The 20439-nt window shown below is 46.2% G+C and carries 17 protein-coding genes; 12 read left to right on the top strand and 5 right to left on the bottom strand.

Annotated elements, in window-relative coordinates; genetic code table 11:
- The 9 genes from ST37_RS08700 to rpoC all read left to right on the top strand — a co-directional run.
- The coding region (locus ST37_RS08700) for an EF-Tu/IF-2/RF-3 family GTPase (RefSeq protein ID WP_242426263.1) at window positions 1-542 on the top strand (542 nt) is incomplete at its 5' end.
- A 192-nt stretch (window positions 543-734) separates the two neighbouring features.
- Window positions 735-1112 carry a preprotein translocase subunit SecE gene (gene secE, locus ST37_RS08695; RefSeq protein WP_084885516.1) on the top strand — a complete coding sequence of 126 codons (378 nt, stop codon included), beginning with the start codon at window positions 735-737 and terminating at the stop codon, window positions 1110-1112.
- Between the two features lie 12 nt (window positions 1113-1124).
- The gene (gene nusG / locus ST37_RS08690; RefSeq protein ID WP_084885515.1) at window positions 1125-1673 is read left to right on the top strand and encodes a transcription termination/antitermination protein NusG; all 549 of its coding nucleotides are present in this window, start codon (window positions 1125-1127) and stop codon (window positions 1671-1673) included.
- 142 nt (window positions 1674-1815) lie between these two features.
- Window positions 1816-2244: a 50S ribosomal protein L11 gene (rplK, locus tag ST37_RS08685; RefSeq protein WP_084885513.1), complete on the top strand. Its 429-nt coding sequence runs from the start codon at window positions 1816-1818 to the stop codon at window positions 2242-2244.
- Window positions 2245-2248: 4 nt separating this feature from the next.
- Window positions 2249-2950 (top strand): 50S ribosomal protein L1, encoded by a 702-nt coding sequence (gene rplA / locus ST37_RS08680; protein WP_084885512.1) that lies wholly within the window; start codon window positions 2249-2251, stop codon window positions 2948-2950.
- 285 nt (window positions 2951-3235) lie between these two features.
- Window positions 3236-3730, top strand: a complete 495-nt coding sequence (gene rplJ, locus ST37_RS08675; protein ID WP_084885510.1) for a 50S ribosomal protein L10 — start codon at window positions 3236-3238, stop codon at window positions 3728-3730.
- Window positions 3731-3787: 57 nt separating this feature from the next.
- On the top strand, window positions 3788-4156 hold the full coding sequence (gene rplL / locus ST37_RS08670) for a 50S ribosomal protein L7/L12 (RefSeq protein ID WP_084885508.1): 369 nt from the start codon (window positions 3788-3790) through the stop codon (window positions 4154-4156).
- Between the two features lie 223 nt (window positions 4157-4379).
- Entirely contained in the window at window positions 4380-8408 is a 4029-nt protein-coding gene (gene rpoB, locus ST37_RS08665) for a DNA-directed RNA polymerase subunit beta (RefSeq protein ID WP_084885507.1), read from the top strand.
- An 86-nt stretch (window positions 8409-8494) separates the two neighbouring features.
- Window positions 8495-12694, top strand: a complete 4200-nt coding sequence (gene rpoC, locus ST37_RS08660) for a DNA-directed RNA polymerase subunit beta' (protein WP_084885505.1) — start codon at window positions 8495-8497, stop codon at window positions 12692-12694.
- Between the two features lie 463 nt (window positions 12695-13157).
- Here the strand turns inward: rpoC and rsd are convergent, their stop codons facing one another.
- On the bottom strand, window positions 13158-13640 hold the full coding sequence (rsd, locus tag ST37_RS08655; protein WP_084885504.1) for a sigma D regulator: 483 nt from the start codon (window positions 13638-13640) through the stop codon (window positions 13158-13160).
- A 140-nt stretch (window positions 13641-13780) separates the two neighbouring features.
- Between rsd and nudC the strand changes: the two genes are divergently transcribed.
- Together nudC and hemE are read left to right on the top strand one after the other, a co-directional pair.
- Window positions 13781-14560 carry an NAD(+) diphosphatase gene (gene nudC / locus ST37_RS08650; RefSeq protein ID WP_084885502.1) on the top strand — a complete coding sequence of 260 codons (780 nt, stop codon included), beginning with the start codon at window positions 13781-13783 and terminating at the stop codon, window positions 14558-14560.
- Between the two features lie 246 nt (window positions 14561-14806).
- Entirely contained in the window at window positions 14807-15874 is a 1068-nt protein-coding gene (hemE, locus tag ST37_RS08645; protein ID WP_084885501.1) for a uroporphyrinogen decarboxylase, read from the top strand.
- 61 nt (window positions 15875-15935) lie between these two features.
- Here hemE and lpxL read toward each other — a convergent pair whose 3' ends face one another.
- The 3 genes from lpxL to coaBC all read right to left on the bottom strand — a co-directional run bounded on the left by lpxL (window position 15936) and on the right by coaBC (window position 18828).
- Window positions 15936-16880, bottom strand: coding sequence for an LpxL/LpxP family Kdo(2)-lipid IV(A) lauroyl/palmitoleoyl acyltransferase (gene lpxL, locus ST37_RS08640; RefSeq protein ID WP_084885499.1), 945 nt, complete (start codon window positions 16878-16880; stop codon window positions 15936-15938).
- A 15-nt stretch (window positions 16881-16895) separates the two neighbouring features.
- Window positions 16896-17486 (bottom strand): nucleoid occlusion factor SlmA, encoded by a 591-nt coding sequence (gene slmA, locus ST37_RS08635; RefSeq protein ID WP_084885497.1) that lies wholly within the window; start codon window positions 17484-17486, stop codon window positions 16896-16898.
- A gap of 139 nt (window positions 17487-17625) precedes the next feature.
- Window positions 17626-18828, bottom strand: a complete 1203-nt coding sequence (gene coaBC, locus ST37_RS08630) for a bifunctional phosphopantothenoylcysteine decarboxylase/phosphopantothenate--cysteine ligase CoaBC (RefSeq protein ID WP_084885495.1) — start codon at window positions 18826-18828, stop codon at window positions 17626-17628.
- 210 nt (window positions 18829-19038) lie between these two features.
- Between coaBC and radC the strand changes: the two genes are divergently transcribed.
- On the top strand, window positions 19039-19713 hold the full coding sequence (gene radC / locus ST37_RS08625) for a DNA repair protein RadC (protein ID WP_084885494.1): 675 nt from the start codon (window positions 19039-19041) through the stop codon (window positions 19711-19713).
- On the opposite strand, the gene trmH is transcribed toward radC, so the two are convergent.
- Window positions 19710-20396, bottom strand: a complete 687-nt coding sequence (gene trmH, locus ST37_RS08620) for a tRNA (guanosine(18)-2'-O)-methyltransferase TrmH (protein ID WP_084885492.1) — start codon at window positions 20394-20396, stop codon at window positions 19710-19712. The two genes, radC and trmH, sit on opposite strands and share 4 nt — an antisense overlap.
- Window positions 20397-20439 lie beyond the last annotated feature (43 nt).

Genomic DNA, 20439 nt, shown 5'->3' with positions numbered 1-20439 from the left:
TCGAAGACGTATTCTCTATCCAAGGCCGTGGTACTGTAGTAACTGGTCGTATCGAGCGCGGTATCCTAAACGTAGGTGACGAAGTAGAAATCGTAGGTATCAAAGAAACTACTACTACTACTTGTACTGGTGTTGAAATGTTCCGTAAGCTGCTTGACGAAGGTCGTGCTGGTGAGAACGTTGGTGCACTTCTACGTGGTACTAAGCGTGAAGACGTTGAACGTGGTCAAGTTCTTGCAGCTCCTGGCTCAATCAACCCACACACTAAGTTCGAGTCTGAAGTATACGTACTGTCTAAAGACGAAGGCGGCCGTCATACTCCGTTCTTCAAAGGCTACCGTCCACAGTTCTACTTCCGTACAACTGACGTAACTGGTGATATCTCTCTACCAGAAGGCGTGGAAATGGTAATGCCGGGTGACAACATCCAAATGCAAGTTGAGCTAATCGCTCCAATCGCAATGGATGAAGGCCTACGTTTCGCTATCCGTGAGGGTGGTCGTACTGTAGGTGCTGGCGTTGTTGCTAAGATCTTCGACTAATTCGTTGACGAAGTAAGATTAAAAGGGCATCATTTGATGCCCTTTTTCAGCACTTAAAAAAATGCCCGGTGTTTAAGACGACATCCCTATGCATTTTTCGCTGCTTAAAGTGGTTTTTTTACCCTATTTTTAGACTGTTTCTGTATAAGAAGCAGGTGTCGTCTATAGTTTAATTTGTTGTAGGTTAGTTTTATGAAAGCAAATGCTGAAACTCCAGAAAGCTCAGGCGCAGCAGACATTCTTAAGTGGATTATCGCTTTTGCCCTGCTAGCCGCGGCAGTGGTTGGCAATTACCTTTACGGTGAACTGTCTGTTGTTATCCGCACTGCAGCTGTTGTTGTGCTTATCGCCGCTGCTTTAGGTGTTGCTGCTTTAACTGTAAAAGGTAAACAAGCGATCACATTCGCCAAAGAGTCTCGTATGGAGATTCGCAAGGTAGTGTGGCCAACTCGTCAAGAGACAATGCAAACTACTCTGATCGTGTTGGCAGTAAGTGTTGTAATGGCACTCGTTCTTTGGGGAATCGACGGCATTATGGTGCGTCTGGTTGCCTTTGTTACCGGTGTGTGAGGATATTAATTCATGAGTGAAGCACCAAAGAAACGTTGGTATGTAGTTCAAGCTTTTTCTGGCTTCGAGAGCCGTGTCTCTCAGTCTCTGCGTGAGTATATTAAAATGCACGCTATGGAAGATTACTTCGGTGAAGTTCTCGTTCCTACAGAAGAAGTAGTTGAGATGCGTGCAGGTCAACGTCGTAAGAGTGAGCGCAAGTTCTTCCCAGGCTATGTTCTAGTACAAATGGTGATGAACGATGAATCGTGGCACTTGGTTCGTAGCGTACCGCGTGTTATGGGTTTCATTGGTGGTACTTCGGACCGCCCTGCCCCTATTACAGACAAAGAAGCTGATGCTATCTTGAACCGTCTAGAAAAAGCGAGCGAAGCTCCACGTCCACGCACTATGTTTGATGCAGGTGAAGTGGTTCGTGTTAACGACGGTCCATTTGCAGACTTTAATGGTACGGTTGAAGAAGTTGATTACGAGAAAAGCCGCATGAAGGTTTCTGTATCAATCTTTGGTCGTGCAACCCCTGTAGAGCTAGAATTTGGTCAAGTCGAGAAACTTGATTAAAAAAACATCTTTAAAGGGTTGTTTAGGGCGCGAAATCTGATTATAATTTCGCGCCTTTTTGTTCTCGTGAACAAAAAGTTTTTTTCAAACTGTGGGGAGCCGGCAAACCGCCTGCGTCTGAACCCAAAACTTAGGAAATATCATGGCTAAGAAAGTTGAAGCATACATCAAGCTGCAAGTTGCAGCTGGTGCAGCTAACCCAAGTCCACCAGTTGGTCCTGCTCTAGGTCAACACGGTGTGAACATCATGGAATTCTGTAAAGCGTTTAACGCAAAAACAGATTCTGTTGAGAAAGGTCTACCGATCCCAGTAGTAATCACTGTTTACAGCGACCGTTCTTTCACGTTCGAAACTAAGACTCCACCAGCAGCAGTTCTACTTAAGAAAGCTGCAGGTATCAAGTCTGGTTCTGGTCGTCCAAACACTGAAAAAGTGGGTACTGTAACTGACGCTCAAGTACAAGAAATCGCAGAAACTAAAGCTGCTGATATGACTGGTGCTGACATCGAAGCGATGAAGCGTTCTATTGCGGGTACTGCTCGTTCAATGGGCCTAGTGGTAGAGGGTTAATATAATGGCAAAACTTACTAAGCGTATGCGTACTATCCGCGAAAAAGTGGAAGTAACAAAAGAATACGATATCAACGAAGCAGTCGCTCTTCTTAAAGAACTAGCAACAGCTAAATTCGTAGAATCTGTAGACGTTGCTGTTAACCTAGGCATCGATGCTCGTAAATCAGACCAAAACGTACGTGGCGCAACTGTGCTACCACACGGTACTGGTCGTGAAATCCGCGTTGCGGTATTCACACAAGGTGCTAACGCTGAAGCTGCGAAAGAAGCTGGCGCTGACATCGTGGGTATGGAAGATCTTGCTGAGCAAGTGAAGAAAGGCGTAATGGACTTCGACGTAGTTGTTGCTTCTCCTGATGCAATGCGCGTTGTTGGTCAACTAGGTACTATCCTAGGTCCACGCGGCCTAATGCCAAACCCTAAAGTTGGTACTGTAACTCCTAACGTTGCTGAAGCAGTTAAAAACGCTAAAGCGGGTCAGGTTCGTTACCGTAACGACAAGAACGGCATCATCCACACTACTATCGGCAAAGCGTCTTTCGAAACACAGCAAATCCAAGAGAACTTAGAAGCTCTTCTTGTTGCTCTTAAGAAAGCTAAGCCTTCTTCAGCGAAAGGTACTTTCCTGAAGAAAGTAAGCATCTCTACCACTATGGGTGCAGGTGTAACGGTTGATCAAGCGACTCTTAACACTGTAGCTTAAGACTTGCTAAGGCGTGAAATTAGTGTATAATTTTGCGCCTAATATTTGTGGTTGGGGCTGAAGATTAGCTTGCTAATTTCGCAGTCTCCGTCCAAGACCGTAGGTGTTTCAAGGCGATGAGCTGAGTAACTTAATACCCTGCGTAGATGGTGCCCGAACTGACAGAAAGAGAATTATATAGTCATCGATTATGTAGTGAACTTTCTTCTGGGAAAAGCACCTAAATGACTCTCACTGTCGTTGATGATAGTGAGTGGTGTAACGACAACCAGGAGTAAATCCAAGATGGCTTTAAATCTTCAAGACAAAAAAGCAATTGTTGCTGAAGTCAACGAAGCAGCCAGCGGTGCACTTTCTGCAGTTGTAGCTGACTCACGTGGTGTTGAAGTGTCTGACATGACTTCTCTACGTAAACAAGCGCGTGAAGCGGGTGTTTACATGAGAGTTGTGCGTAACACTCTTGCACGCCGTGCAGTTCAAGGAACAGAGTATGAGTGTCTAACTGACGCTTTCACTGGTCCTACTTTGATCGCATTCTCTAACGAGCACCCAGGTGCTGCGGCGCGTCTTTTCAAAGACTTTGCCAAAGGGAATGATAAATTCGAAGTTAAAGCTGCAGCCTTCGAAGGCGCATTAACTGATGCTGATGTACTAGCGACACTACCAACTTACGACGAAGCAATTGCACGCCTAATGATGTGCATGAAAGAAGCTTCTGCTGGCAAGCTGGTACGTACCATCGCTGCACTACGCGATCAAAAAGAAGCAGAAGCGGCGTAAGCCTTGCTTTTTACTGGTTGCTTAATAAACTTATTGTTGACTTAAAAGAGAATTGTTATGTCTATTACTAACGAGCAAATCCTAGACGCAGTTGCAGAAATGTCTGTAATGCAAGTTGTTGAACTAATCGAAGCGATGGAAGAAAAATTCGGCGTTTCGGCTGCTGCTGCTGTTGTAGCTGGCGGCGCTGCTGGTGGCGAAGCTGCTGCTGAGCAAACTGAGTTTGACGTTATCCTAACTGCTATTGGCGGTAACAAAGTTTCTGTTATCAAAGCAGTACGTGGCGCAACTGGCCTAGGTCTTAAAGAAGCTAAAGCTCTTGTAGACGGTGCTCCAGCACCTCTAAAAGAAGGCATCGAGAAAGACGAAGCCGAAGCTCTTAAAGCACAGCTAGAAGAAGCTGGTGCGACTGTTGAAATTAAGTAATTATTACTTAATTTCATAGCCGAAATGGCTATTGGCTGGTGGTTTTATAACCACCGGCCTTTTTGCGCTGTAGGGCTGCGGTGTTTTTTCCGCTGTTTGTAAACCGAAGCCTAAGCAAAAAACATCACCGTTTGGTGATGCACCACCTAAAAACAGCCGTTAGTCACTACTCTACGACAGTTGAGAGTAGTTTGGGTCACTTATCAGCGAGCTGAGGAACCCCATGGTTTACTCCTATACCGAGAAAAAGCGCATCCGTAAGGATTTTGGTACCCGTCCACAAGTTTTGGACATACCATACCTTCTTTCGATCCAGCTTGATTCGTTCGACAAGTTCATCGAGCAAGATCCTGAAGGACAATATGGCCTTGAGGCTGCTTTTCGTTCTGTATTTCCAATTCAGAGCTACAACGGCAATTCCGAGCTGCAATACGTTAGCTATCGTCTTGGTGAGCCTGTATTTGATGTAAAAGAATGTCAAATTCGTGGTGTCACTTATTCAAAACCACTTCGCGTTAAATTGCGCCTTGTTGTGTTTGATAAAGATGCACCTGCGGGAACCGTAAAAGACATTAAAGAACAAGAAGTCTACATGGGTGAAATTCCACTCATGACAGACAATGGTACGTTTGTAATTAACGGTACCGAGAGGGTTATCGTATCTCAGCTGCATCGAAGCCCAGGCGTGTTCTTCGACAGTGACAAAGGTAAGACCCACTCTTCAGGTAAGGTCTTGTATAACGCGCGCGTTATTCCTTACCGTGGTTCTTGGTTGGATTTTGAGTTCGACCCTAAAGATAACCTATACGTACGTATTGACCGTCGTCGTAAGTTGCCTGCGTCAATTATCCTTCGTGCTCTTAATAAGACCACAGAAGAGATTCTTGATACTTTCTTCGAAAAAGTAAACTTCGAAGTACAAGATAAAGCGCTTAAGATGGAACTTGTTCCAGAGCGTCTACGCGGTGAAACGGCTTCTTTTGATATTGAAGCGAACGGCAAGAAGTACGTAGAAACTGGTCGTCGTATTACTGCGCGTCACATCCGTCAATTAGAAAAAGACGGCGTTGAGTTCATCGAAGTACCGGTTGAGTACATCGTTGGCAAAGTAGCGGCTAAAGACTACATCAACGAAGAAACTGGCGAAGTTATTGTAGGCGCGAACCACGAAATCAGCCTAGAGGCGCTCGCTAATCTGTCTCAAGCTGGTCATACAGCGATCCAGGTTCTATTTACCAATGATCTCGACCACGGCCCGTTCATGTCTGACACCTTGCGTGTCGACAGCACCACAGATCGCCTATCTGCGCTAGTAGAAATCTACCGCATGATGCGCCCTGGTGAGCCGCCAACGAAAGAAGCGGCAGAGGCTCTGTTCGAAAGCCTATTCTTCTCGGAAGAGCGTTACGATCTGTCGACTGTTGGTCGTATGAAGTTTAACAGCTCAATTGGCCGTGAAGATGCTGGTGAACAAGGTACTCTTGACGAGACTGACATTGTAGAAGTGATCAGAAAACTGATTGCTATCCGTAACGGTATTGGTGAAGTCGATGATATCGATCACCTTGGTAACCGTCGTATTCGCTCTGTAGGCGAAATGGCAGAAAACCAATTCCGTGTCGGTCTAGTTCGTGTAGAGCGTGCTGTTAAAGAGCGTCTAAGCCTTGGTGACCTTGATGCGATCATGCCTCAAGATCTGATCAACGCGAAGCCAATCTCTGCGGCAGTAAAAGAGTTCTTCGGTTCTTCGCAGCTGTCTCAGTTCATGGACCAAAACAACCCGTTATCGGAAGTGACCCACAAGCGTCGTATCTCGGCACTTGGTCCTGGTGGTCTTACCCGTGAGCGTGCTGGTTTTGAAGTACGTGACGTACACGTTACGCACTACGGTCGTCTATGTCCTATCGAGACACCTGAAGGTCCAAACATCGGTCTGATCAACTCACTGTCAGCGTACGCTCGTTGTAATGAGTTTGGTTTCCTAGAAACCCCTTACCGTCGCGTTGTTGATGGTATTGTGACCGAAGATGTAGATTACCTTTCTGCGATCCAAGAAGGTCAATTCGTTATCGCTCAGGCGAACACGGTATTGACTGGCGAAGGTACGTTTGCTGACGAGCTGATCACAGCACGTCAAAAAGGTGAGTCGGGTCTACACCCACGCGAGAACGTCGATTATATGGACGTTGCAACTAACCAGGTTGTATCTATCGCGGCATCACTTATCCCATTCCTAGAGCACGATGATGCAAACCGTGCTTTGATGGGTGCAAACATGCAGCGTCAGGCTGTTCCTACTCTACGTGCAGACAAACCACTTGTTGGTACTGGTATTGAGCGTAGCATTGCGGTCGATTCTGGTGTTACAGCGGTTGCTAAACGTGGCGGTACTGTACAGTCAGTAGACGCATCTCGCATCGTGATTAAGGTTAATGAAGAAGAGTTGGTTCCTGGTGAAGCAGGCATCGACATCTACAACTTGACCAAGTACACACGTTCTAACCAAAACACATGTATCAACCAGCGTCCAACAGTGATGCCAGGTGAACCTGTGGCAAAAGGCGACGTTCTTGCTGACGGCCCTTCAACTGACCTTGGTGAGTTGGCTCTAGGCCAGAACATGCGTATCGCATTTATGCCTTGGAACGGTTACAACTTTGAGGATTCAATCCTTGTTTCTGAGCGCGTCGTTCAAGAAGACCGCTTTACTACTATCCACATTCAAGAGCTTTCTTGTGTGGCTCGTGATACTAAACTGGGTTCTGAAGAGATCACAGCGGATATCCCGAACGTAGGTGAAGCAGCGCTATCGAAGCTGGATGAGTCTGGTATTGTTTACATCGGCGCTGAAGTGAAGGGTGGCGACATCCTAGTAGGTAAAGTGACACCTAAAGGTGAAACTCAGCTTACTCCAGAAGAGAAACTTCTGCGTGCCATCTTTGGTGAGAAAGCTTCTGATGTTAAAGACACCTCTTTGCGTGTTCCTAACTCAGTGTCTGGTACCATCATCGACGTACAAGTGTTTACTCGCGACGGTGTAGAAAAAGACAAACGTGCTCTAGAAATCGAGCAAATGCAGTTGAAAGAAGCGAAGAAAGACCTGACTGAGGAATTCCAAATCCTCGAAGGTGGTCTCCTTGCGCGTGTTCGTGCTGTATTGCTGCAAGGCGGCTTCTCTGAAGCTCGACTTGACTCGATGGAGCGCAAGAAGTGGCTAGAGCAGTCTGTTGAAGACGACGCCCTACAAACTAAGCTTGAGCAACTTGCTGAGCAGTGGGACGAGCTAAAAGCTGACTTCGATAAGAAATTTGAAACCAAGCGTCGCAAGATCACCCAAGGTGATGACCTTGCGCCTGGCGTTTTGAAGATCGTTAAAGTGTACCTAGCTGTTAAACGTCGTATCCAACCTGGTGATAAGATGGCGGGTCGTCACGGTAACAAAGGTGTAATCTCTAAGATTAACCCTGTAGAAGATATGCCGTATGACGAAACTGGCCAACCAGTAGATATCGTGCTTAACCCGTTGGGTGTACCGTCACGTATGAACATCGGTCAGATCCTAGAAGTACACTTAGGTCTAGCCGCGAAAGGCATCGGTGACAAGATCAACAAGATGGTTAAAGAGCAACAAGAGCTCGCGAAATTCCGTGAATTCTTGCAGAAAGTATACGACCTAGGCGGAACTCGCCAAGAAGTCGATATTGCTTCTCTGAGCGACGACGAAGTTCGCACTCTTATTAAGAACCTTCGTGGCGGTCTACCGATTGCAACTCCTGTGTTCGATGGTGCTTCTGAGAAATCAATCAAAGAACTGCTTGTGCTTGCTGACCTACCAGCGTCTGGCCAGCTAACGTTGTTCGATGGTCGTACCGGTGATGCGTTTGAGCGTCCTGTAACTGTAGGTTACATGTACATGCTGAAACTAAACCACTTGGTTGATGACAAGATGCACGCTCGTTCTACTGGTTCGTACAGCCTAGTAACTCAGCAACCACTTGGTGGTAAAGCTCAGTTCGGTGGCCAGCGTTTCGGTGAGATGGAGGTATGGGCACTAGAAGCATACGGTGCTGCTTACACCCTTCAAGAGATGCTAACGGTGAAATCGGATGACGTAAATGGTCGTACTAAGATGTATAAAAACATCGTCGACGGTAACCATTCGATGGAACCAGGCATGCCAGAATCATTCAACGTATTGTTGAAAGAGATTCGCTCGCTAGGTATTAACATCGAGTTAGAAGACGAAGAGTAATCATCTCGTAAGAGTGATTAACTGTTGTGGAGATGCTTGTCTCCGGTGGGCGGCAAGCATCTTTTAACTCCTAACAGGAGCTGATTGTGAAAGACTTATTAAACTTTCTAAAAGCACAACATAAGACTGAAGAATTTGACGCGATCAAAATCGGTCTTTCTTCACCTGATATGATCCGTTCATGGTCATTTGGTGAAGTAAAAAAACCAGAAACTATTAACTACCGTACGTTCAAACCTGAGCGTGATGGTCTGTTTTGTGCGCGTATCTTTGGCCCAGTAAAAGACTACGAATGTCTTTGTGGAAAGTACAAGCGCCTGAAGCACCGTGGTGTTATCTGTGAAAAATGTGGCGTAGAAGTAACGCAAACTAAAGTTCGTCGTGACCGTATGGGCCACATCGAATTGGCGTCACCTGTTGCACACATCTGGTTCCTAAAATCACTGCCGTCTCGTATTGGTCTGCTTATGGACATTCCACTACGTGATATCGAGCGTGTACTGTACTTTGAAATGTACGTGGTTACTGAATCTGGCATGACTGATCTTGAAAAAGGTCAAATGCTGACAGAAGAAGAGTACCTAGACAAACTCGAAGAGTACGGTGATGAGTTCACTGCTAAAATGGGTGCAGAAGCGATCAAAGATCTGCTTTACACAATGGACCTAAATGCAGAAGCAGAACAAATGCGTGAAGAATTGGAGTCTACCAACTCTGAAACTAAGCGTAAGAAGATCACTAAGCGTCTTAAGCTAGTAGAAGCGTTCGTTGCTTCGGGTAACAACCCAGAGTGGATGATTCTAACGGTTCTACCTGTATTGCCGCCAGATCTTCGCCCTCTAGTACCACTAGATGGCGGCCGTTTTGCAACGTCTGATCTTAACGACCTTTATCGTCGTGTGATCAACCGTAACAACCGTTTGAAGCGTCTTCTAGAGCTAGCGGCTCCAGACATCATCGTACGTAACGAAAAGCGTATGCTGCAAGAGTCTGTTGATGCCCTTCTAGATAACGGTCGTCGTGGTCGTGCAATCACGGGTTCTAACAAGCGTCCTCTGAAATCTCTTGCTGATATGATCAAGGGTAAACAAGGTCGTTTCCGTCAGAACCTTCTTGGTAAGCGTGTAGACTACTCTGGTCGTTCGGTAATCACCGTAGGTCCATACCTTCGTCTGCATCAGTGTGGTCTTCCTAAGAAGATGGCACTAGAGCTATTCAAACCATTCATCTACGCAAAACTTGAGTCTCGTGGCATGGCTACGACAATCAAAGCTGCGAAGAAGATGGTAGAGCGTGAAGAAGCGATTGTATGGGATATTCTGGATGAAGTTATCCGTGAACACCCAGTACTGCTTAACCGTGCGCCAACACTTCACCGTTTGGGTATCCAGGCTTTCGAACCTGTACTTATCGAAGGTAAAGCGATTCAGCTTCACCCACTAGTGTGTGCGGCATACAACGCCGACTTCGATGGTGACCAAATGGCGGTACACGTACCTCTAACTCTGGAAGCACAGTTAGAAGCACGTACCCTAATGATGTCGACCAACAACATTCTGTCACCTGCGTCAGGTGATCCGATCATCGTACCTTCTCAGGACGTTGTATTGGGTCTTTACTACATGACTCGTGACAAGATTAATGTGAAGGGTGAAGGTATGTACCTTGCTTCTCCAGAAGAAGCAGAGAAAGCGTACCGCACTAAGAGCGCAGAGCTTCACGCTCGCGTGAAAGTTCGCATCACCGAAACCACCATTGATGATAATGGTGAGCGCAATACCGAGACTAAGTTGGTGGATACCACTATCGGTCGTGCAATGCTTTGGCAAATCGTTCCATCGGGCCTTCCGTTTGAACTGGTAAACCAAAAGCTAGGTAAAAAGCAGATTTCTAAGCTGCTTGATGAAGCGTACCGTTCACTAGGTCTTAAAGACACTGTCATCTTCGCTGACCAAATCATGTACGCTGGTTTCGCTTACGCGGCACTATCTGGTGTATCTGTTGGTATCGACGATATGGTTGTACCTGATGCTAAGTACACAGAGATCTCTGAAGCTGAAGAAGAAGTTCGCGAAATTCAAGAGCAGTTCCAATCTGGTCTTGTAACTGCGGGTGAGCGATACAACAAAGTTATCGATATCTGGGCATCAACCAACGATCGTGTAGCAAAAGCGATGATGGACAACTTGTCTTCTGAAACTGTGGTTAACCGCGACGGTGAAGAGGAACAACAAGAGTCTTTCAACAGCATCTACATGATGGCTGACTCCGGTGCTCGTGGTTCTGCAGCGCAGATTCGTCAGCTTGCCGGTATGCGTGGTCTGATGGCGCGTCCAGATGGTTCAATCATCGAAACGCCAATCACCGCGAACTTTAAAGAAGGTCTAAACGTACTTCAGTACTTTATCTCTACTCACGGTGCTCGTAAGGGTCTTGCCGATACGGCACTTAAGACTGCGAACTCGGGTTACCTAACGCGTCGTCTAGTAGACGTAGCGCAAGATGTAGTAGTCACTGAAGACGATTGTGGTACTCACGAAGGTGTCGATATGATGCCGCACATCGAAGGTGGTGATGTTAAGGTTCCTCTTACTGAACTAGCCCTTGGTCGTGTTGTTGCAGAAGACGTGGTTAAGCCAGGTACTGAAGAAGTTCTTATCCCTCGCAATACGCTAATTGACGAGAAATGGTGTCAAATCATTGATGAGAACTCAGTTGACCAACTAAAAGTACGTTCTGTTGTAACCTGTGATTCTGACTTCGGTTGTTGTAAGTTCTGTTACGGTCGTGACCTAGCACGTGGCCACATGGTTAACACTGGTGAAGCAGTTGGCGTTATCGCGGCTCAGTCAATCGGTGAACCGGGTACACAGCTTACCATGCGTACCTTCCACATCGGTGGTGCTGCATCTACAGCGGCGGCAGAGAACAGTGTTCAGACTAAGAACGCTGGTACTGTAAGACTGAACAACGCTAAGTTTGTTATCAATAAAGATAAGAAACTGGTGATTACTTCTCGTGCTTCTGAACTAACCATCATTGATGAGTTTGGTCGTACTAAAGAGAAGCACAAACTGCCTTACGGTTCTATGTTAAGCAAAGGCGACGGCGAAGCGGTTGGCGTTGGCGAAACAGTAGCAAACTGGGAAGCGCACACACTGCCTATCATCACTGAGGTAGCGGGTCGTATCCAATTTGTTGACATGATCGATGGTGTGACGGTTTCTCGCCAGACTGATGACCTAACCGGTCTATCGTCTTCTGAAGTAACTGAAGCAGCAGCGCGCCCAGCGGCAGGTAAAGATATGCGTCCAGCTATCAAACTTGTTGATGAGCAAGGTAATGACGTAATGATCCCTGGTACTGATATGCCGGCGACATACTTCCTACCTGGCAAAGCGATCGTTAACATCGAAGATGGTGCAGAAGTAGGTATTGGTGACACATTATCTCGTATTCCTCAGAAATCGAGCGGAAACAAAGATATCACCGGTGGTCTACCTCGCGTAGCCGACCTATTTGAAGCGCGTAAGCCAAAAGAGCCTGCAATCCTTGCTGAGCACACAGGTACTGTGAGCTTTGGTAAAGAGACTAAAGGTAAGCGTCGTCTAGTGATCACTCGTGAGTCAGGTGAAGCCTACGAAGAGATGATCCCTAAACATCGTCAGCTTAACGTGTTTGAAGGTGAAAAAGTGGAGCGTGGTGATGTTATCGCCGACGGTCCTGAAACACCGCATGACATCTTGCGTTTGCGTGGCATCCATGCGGTAACTCAGTACATCGCTAACGAGGTACAAGAAGTTTACCGTCTGCAAGGGGTTAAGATTAACGACAAGCACATCGAGACAATCGTACGTCAGATGTTGCGTAAGTGTACTATCACCCACGGTGGCGACTCTGAGTTCCTACCTGGTGAGCAAGTAGAGTACTCTCAAGTTAAGATTGCTAACCGTAAGCTAGAAGCTGAAGGTAAAGAGCTAATCCGCTTTGAGCGTGAGCTACTGGGTATCACTAAAGCGTCTCTAGCAACTGAGTCATTTATCTCAGCGGCATCGTTCCAGGAAACGACTCGCGTACTAACAGAAGCAGCGGTTTCTGGTAAGCGTGATGACCTTCGTGGTCTGAAAGAGAACGTTATTGTTGGTCGTCTGATCCCTGCGGGTACTGGTTTTGCGTATCACCAAGACCGTGCTAAGCAGCGTGAAGAAACAGAAGGTCCGTCAGCTGAACAAGCGACAGACAATCTTGCGGCACTACTTAACGCTGGATTCTCCGACGAAGAGTAATACAGTCGATAGATAGTTAAAAAGGCACCTTAGGGTGCCTTTTTTGTATCTATAATTCCGGAACGGTTTCTGTACACTTTAATTTATAGTGGAGTGGTTTGGTCAATCTATAGGTGTGATACCAACCAAAGCAATTAACCTTACATTCTTGCTTGTTAAAATCGCTAATAGCGGCGTTAAAGATTTTGTAGGTACAACCGCTATCTACGGCAATCTTTGCCTTGCTCTTAGCGATTTTTCCTGCGCAATTTTCTGACCAGTTAATTACTTAGATTGGTATGAATGGCTATTCTGCATTAGGTACGCAAGAGAAACGATAAGCTATACCGACGTCACTAGGCGTCATCAAGGCATGTAATGTTAAACTAGAGTGTTCACATGCCGTAAGCCAAAGAGTGAGCGATAAAATGAAAACCAAAAGATTTACGGACCATGCTGAACTTAGGCAACATGGGCCGACTCATTATGCACCAGGCGGAACAGCAAGACTCTCAGCTATCATTTGAATGAGTGCATCTTCGACTTCAAATCTCAACTCTAATATTTCTCCAACCTTGGAAAGATCGTCAATGACATTAGTTTCTTCCATGTCACCATTATCTGCATAAGTGTCGGTGAACTCCAAAAGAGGCTCTGTGGTGAGAATTATCTTAGAGTAGGTGGCGTCGATTTCTTGATTGGTTTGAAAGCCCGTAGATTTCCAGCGATCCATGACCATATCGTAAATCTTGAAGTGCCCTTCAGAAATATAGTCGACAAGATGTTCGCAGAAGCTAGCCATGTCGGCGTTAGAAGGTAAACTCACAATCCCTTGCGTTGCAATTGGCTGTATTGATAACAGCTTACAATACTCGACGATGAGCTGTTGACGTGTCTCAAGCCAGTGGTCAATGACAGTGCTTTGACCACCCCATTCTTGTTGTACTTGTTTAAACTTGTTTAGCATAGCCACATCCTCATGATCCGGTACTTCACTCTAATTAGAAAATTGGTGAAGACTAACCAAGAATTCTTAGGAGAAAACTTACTGTTAGCGTAAGGTTAGAGTGCCAGTAAACGGTGTGATCTTCAAGAGGGAGCATAACGATGTTAAGAAAAAGTAACCATGAGCAATCGGAAAAAGCTTATTGGTTGAGCGTGCTTAATACAGATATAGCAACGCGTGATGACGAATTATTGTTTGGGACATCCGATGAGCTAAATATCGATAAGAGCGCCGCAGTAAAACTGGATCACTACCAAGGACACCAAGTGTATTGGCTACCGAGTTCAGATGCAGAGTCTTTGCCTTCAGTAGAGTATATGTCTATGCGAGGGTTTTTAACCCTCGATAAACCGCTTTTTCATTTAGCCAGTAAAGCGATGGTGCTCGAAAATATGCTTCATACCCAGCGTTTTTGCAGCAGCTGTGGGGGCCGAACTCACTTTAATCGTCGTGAACTGTCCATGCAGTGCAGTGATTGTCGCACTCAGCATTACCCACGCATATTCCCCTGCATAATTGTCGCTGTAGTGAAACAAGGGAAGATTTTGCTCGCTAAGCACCATAGGCACAAAAAACCATTTTATACCGTGTTAGCGGGCTATTTAGAAAGCGGAGAGACGCTTGAAGAGTGTGTCGAGCGTGAAGTCTACGAAGAAAGCCAAATTAAAGTGAAGAAGATTGAATATGTCGGCAGCCAGCCTTGGGCGTTCTCAAACAGTCTCATGGTCGGTTTTACTGCAGAATATGAATCTGGTGAGATTAAAATAGATCAGCACGAGTTGGAGGATGCGCAGTGGTTTGACTTCAACAACTTACCAGAGATGGCTCCTCCGGGGACTATTGCGCGCGAACTGATCGATCTTGCCACTGGCAAGGGATAACTTACAGGCAAAAAAAACCCTCCGGTAAGGGAGGGGGTAAGTAAGATGTCGTTATGAGATTTCGAACTCGTTAGAGTTTCAATTATAGTTTTCGCTAGCAAACAAATTTTTAACATGGACAAACTTTAGACGCAAATTGTTATTGCGCTCTATGGCTTAGAACATGATCCATAGCTCAAACCCGCGTTAAAATTGCGTATAAAAAAGTGTTAATATAACGCTTTCGTCAATGGAAAAAGAAGAACAATGACTGAACTAAAAAATGACCGTTATCTAAGAGCGTTGCTAAAGCAGCCTGTAGATATGACCCCAGTATGGATGATGAGACAAGCGGGTCGCTACCTACCTGAGTATCGAGCTACTCGCGCAGTAGCAGGCGACTTTATGTCGTTATGTAAAAACGCCGAGTTAGCGTCAGAGGTGACCCTTCAGCCATTGAGACGTTTCCCATTAGATGCCGCGATTTTGTTTTCTGATATTTTGACCATTCCTGATGCGATGGGTTTGGAACTGCGTTTCGCTCAAGGGGAAGGCCCAATTTTTGATAAGCCTATAACCTGTAAAGCCGATGTTGATAAAATTGGCTTGCCAGATCCAGAAGGTGAACTTCAATATGTTATGAACGCGGTGCGCCAGATCAGAAAAGATCTTAATGGCGAGGTACCGCTCATTGGTTTCTCTGGCAGTCCGTGGACGTTGGCGACCTACATGGTTGAAGGAAGCGGCTCTAAAGCCTTCACAAAGGTCAAAAAAATGATGTATGCCGAGCCGCAGACGCTGCATGCACTGCTCGATAAGCTTGCAGATAGCGTGATTGAGTACCTCAACGCGCAAATTAAGGCGGGCGCACAATCAGTAATGGTGTTTGACACATGGGGTGGAGTACTTACACCTCGTGATTACAACCTATTCTCGCTTCAATACATGCATAAGATTGTTGATGGCCTTATTCGAGAAAATGAAGGTCGTCGAGTTCCGGTGACTCTATTTACTAAAAATGGTGGTATGTGGCTGGAAAAAATTGCCGCGACAGGTTGTGATGCCGTGGGTCTAGATTGGACCATCAACATTGCAGAGGCGAAAGCGCGCATAGGAGATAAAGTCGCTTTACAGGGCAACATGGATCCATCAGTGCTTTACGCACCAAAAGAACGTATTCGCGAAGAAGTAGGTACGATCTTAGAAGGATTTGGTGACGCCGGGACGGGTCATGTCTTTAACTTGGGTCACGGTATTCATTTAGATGTACCACCTGAAAACGCGGGTGTATTTGTTGATGCAGTTCATGAACTGTCAATGCCGTATCATAAGTAGTTGACTGTGATAACGTAAAAAGGGACCAGTAGGTCCCTTTTTGTTGATGCATCTAATTCATTCACTTATAGCGAATCCCCTTAGGCTGGGACTCATCTTGCATTGTTTTATACCGCTTATGCAGCCACATCCACTGGTCTACTTGACGTAATATAACTTGTTCGTAGGCTTTATTCATAATTGTGGCCCCAGCGACTTCGTCTTTCTTTGGATAATCATCGGAAATAGAAGGGGCGAGATTCAGCTCATAGAACCCGTCTGGGTCTCTAAATCCAGTGACGGGCATCATTGCGCAGTCGGTGACACTAAATAGAATGTTTGCACCGGTTGTTGTACAAGCGTCTTCAACGGCAAAGAAAGGTACAAACACCGATTTATTGCGACCGTAGTCGTGATCGCCAAGATAGAATAGTCTTTGGCCTTGCTTAAGTGTTCTGATCATCGCTTTGACGTCTTTGCGGTCAATGAGTTTGTTGCCATTGTGGGTGCGACCCCAATATTGAATAAAGTCGTAGGCGGGATTGTCATGTGGTCGATATACGCCATAGCCGGGGTAGCCGAGTATCGCAAATCCACGTGCACTGATTTCTAAGTTGAGTGTGTGGGGATGACACAACAGAACGCCGCGTCCTTGTTTGCCGTATTCGATCACTTCATCGAGGTTGACCGACTTTAGACGTCGCTTTAATCGCCACGTAGGCCAGAACCATGTGATGCCACTTTCAAACAGTGCGAAACCAGTATTTTTGAAGTTTTGAACAACGATCGATTCTATTTCAGCCTGAGACATGTCAGGAAAGGCCAGCTCTAGATTACGTCTGGCGACATGGACACGCCCCTTTGCATATCGCATAGAGAGTCTACCCAAGGAGAATCCCATAGCTCTCAAAACCCTATAAGGGAGCACATTGACTATGATGGCCAATAAACCAAAGCCAAACCATACGCTCCAATGCCTAGGATGGAGTAATGATAGAGAAAACGTTGGCGGGGCGTATTTGCTCATAGTGTTCCTTAAAAATTATTGTAGCTGTTGGCTATATAAAGCCCAAAAATCATCAAAATTTGCAGTTGGTGGCGCGGTAAAGTCTGAGCGAACGAATCGGTTGAGCTTGCCTTCGATGTGTGCAAGTAGCGTCGCTGCGATTAAACGTTCATCGATACTAAACGCTTCACCTTCTCGCAAGGCACGTTCGCGTAAAATTTGCTTAAGCTGAGATTCAATTTTATCAAAAAACTGATTGATTCGATCGCGCAACCGATCGTTTTCAAACATCAACGCATGTCCAGACATAATCCGCGACAAGCCTTTATTGTGCTCGGCAAAGAGTAATATAAATGCCATGACCTTCTCTAACCGAGGTAAGGTTTGTTTTTCTACCGCCATAATATGATTAATGCGTGAAAATACAGACTCTTCGATAAACTCTATTAAGCCTTCGAACATTCTGGCTTTGCTGGGAAAGTGGCGATACAGTGCGGCTTCTGAGACGCCAACTTGTTGCGCTAACTTTGCGGTGGTTATGCGTGACGCACCTTCACTCGACTCCAGCATTTCTGCCAAGGCTTGTAATATCTCTTCTCGACGATTACTTCTACGACTGCCCGACATTATGATTCCTTTACCAATATTGGGTTGATGTTAAGGACATAATTTACAATAAATTGACTTAGAAGACAGGTGATTTGCACAATGCAAAGGCGATGATGAGCACATCTTAAGCAAAAGATGTGCTCTGCAGCTTAGTTCGTTATAGAAGAGTCTCAGAAATGTGGTTGAGGATCTCGAAAGCAAGCTGCTTTTTGGCTTGCAAGGGTAGTGAGCGTTCACCATCTTTCCAGATTAGATGCAACGCATTCTGGTGGCTATTAAATCCTTGCCCTTCGATAGAGACATCATTTGCACAGATTAAGTCGAGATTCTTTCGCGTTAGTTTTTGCTTGGCATAGCCAATCACTTCTTGTGTCTCGGCAGCAAAACCCACGGTGATAGGGCGGTGTTGCTGCAAACTCGCTACATCGGCAATGATATCGGGGTTTTTTACCATGGTAATGTTCATGTCATCTTTGCCGTCTTGCTTTTTCAGCTTTTGGTCGGCAATGTGTTCTGGGCGATAATCAGCGACGGCAGCACACCCAATAAACAGGTCTGACTGTTTGGCAAGAACCATCGACTTTTGGTGCATTTGCATGGCACTGTCGACCTTATGTAATTGAACGCCAGCGGGAGCGTCTAGTTCTACGGGGCCTGATATTAGATTTACTTCTGCGCCAAGATCGAGCGCAGCCTGAGCTAAGGCATAGCCCATTTTCCCGGAGCTGTGATTCGAAATATAGCGAACAGGGTCAATAGCTTCACGAGTTGGGCCCGCTGTGATCGTAACGCGTTTCCCCAACCACGCCTTAGGTGTAAAAAATCGTTCGCACAGTGCGACTAACTCCATGGGTTCGAGCATTCTTCCTGGACCGACATCCCCGCAAGCCTGTTCTCCCTGTGCGGGACCCCAGACCTGAAACCCGCGCTGCTTAAGCGCGGCAATATTCTCTTGTGTCGCTTGATTACGATACATCTGCTGGTTCATCGCGGGCGCAATGGCAATAGGGGCTTCACTGGCTAATATTATAGTCGTCAGTAGGTCGTTCCCCATGCCGGCTCGAATGCGAGCGATAGAGTCAGCGCTGGCAGGAGCAATGACGATAAGATCGGCCCATTTGGCAAATTCAATGTGGCCCATTGATGCTTCTGCTGCGGGATCAAGCAAGCTATCTGCAACTGGTGAGCCCGACACTGCTTGCATTGTCAGTGGCGTTATAAACTCTTTTGCAGCGGCTGTCATAACCACTTTTACCGTTGCACCGCGTTCGCTAAGGCGACGAGTTAACTCTGCGCATTTATAGGCGGCAATTCCGCCGGTAATCCCTAAAACAATGCGTTTTCCAGCCAGGGTTGTCATGCGATTCTCCTCATTCTTCTGCTACGGCTCACTTTATCACAAATTTATGACCGGATAACCTTTGCGGAAATTTCTTAATCCCTGAATTCATTTCAAATTTATGTAACAGATGCAACGCACCAAGTGAAAACAGAGCATCACTCGTAAATTTAGGTTTAGCCGTTCAAACCCCGAGAAGCGAAGAGCAATACTAGTTAAAAAGGAGGTTCTATGAGCCTAAAAGCGTTACCAAATACGCTAAAACCACGAGAGAAACTGTTATCAAAAGGGGCTAATAACCTGAGTGATAGTGAACTGTTGGCTCTTCTATTGGGTACCGGCACAAAAGGTGTCGATGTATTGCAGTTGGCTCAGCAGATCATTGAGCAACATGGATCTCTACGGAATTTACTCAGTGCGCCGAAAGCGCAGTTCTGCCAAACAAAAGGGCTCGGCGAAGCGACGTACGCACAATTACACGCGGTGGCAGAATTGATGCGCAGGCAGCTATCAGAGACCCTTACTCGAGGTGATGCTTTATGCAGTCCAGAGCAGAGCAAATTGTTTTTGATGTCGATATTACGAGGACGTGAAAGAGAAGCTTTTTATGTACTGTATTTAGACAATCAAAATCGCATGATCAGTTATGAAATGTTATTCGAAGGCACATTAGACAGTGCGTCAGTTTACCCAAGGGAAGTGGTGAGTCGCGCGTTGGAGTGTAGCGCTGCGAGTATACTCGTGGCACACAACCACCCGTCTGGGTTGGCAGAGCCTAGCCAGGCAGATAGAAGGATCACCGAACGGCTGATTAACGCATTGCGGCTGGTTGATATTCGCCTGTTGGATCATTTTGTGATCGGTGATGGGGAAGTAGTTTCGTTTGCTGAGCGAGGTTGGGTTTAGCGTCGCTGCATTTCTGCCCACCATGATTCTGGTGCGTCAATCTGTCCTAGTTCATCCAGTGGTGGGTAGCAAAGCCCCTTTCTCTTTGCGACTTTGGCTAATACTGGATGCCCTCGTTCAAATAAGGTTCTATGGATCACTTCGTCAGAGAGCGCGGACTGTTCGCGATCGTAGTATCCGGCCATTTGGCGCTGCCTTTGTGCTTCATAGAGTATTAGCGCGCTAGCCACTGACACATTAAGTGACTGCACCATGCCGACCATTGGGATAATAATGTCCTGATCCGCTAATGACAGGGCATGCTTTGATATACCGTGCTTTTCCCCACCTAATAATATTGCGGTTGGTTTCGTATAGTCGACGTCCCGATAATCGACCGCACCGTCGGACAAGTGAGTCGCCAATATCTGCATGTTCTTCGACTTGAGCGCGGCAACGGCATCGTCAATGTTTTCATGAGTCTCTACGTCTACCCAGTTTCTCGCGCCCGCCGAAGTATGACGGAGGGTGCGCATTTTTGGATCGGGCCAAACCGCGTGGATTTTATGTACGCCAGTTGCATCCGCACTGCGAATGATGGCCGATACATTGTTGGGCTTGTGCACTTCTTCAAGGCATAGGGTGAGATCAGGTTGTCGTGCTTTAAGAACCTGATGGATACGGTTATAACGTTCTAAGTTCATGGATTTCGTCGCGTAAAAAAGTAATCCCTAGCGAAGCTAGGGA

Source organism: Vibrio sp. qd031 (assembly GCF_002100145.1).
GTDB lineage: Bacteria > Pseudomonadota > Gammaproteobacteria > Enterobacterales > Vibrionaceae > Vibrio.
Note: the sequence above shows the minus strand (reverse complement) of the source record. Positions and strands in the feature narration are given on the sequence as shown.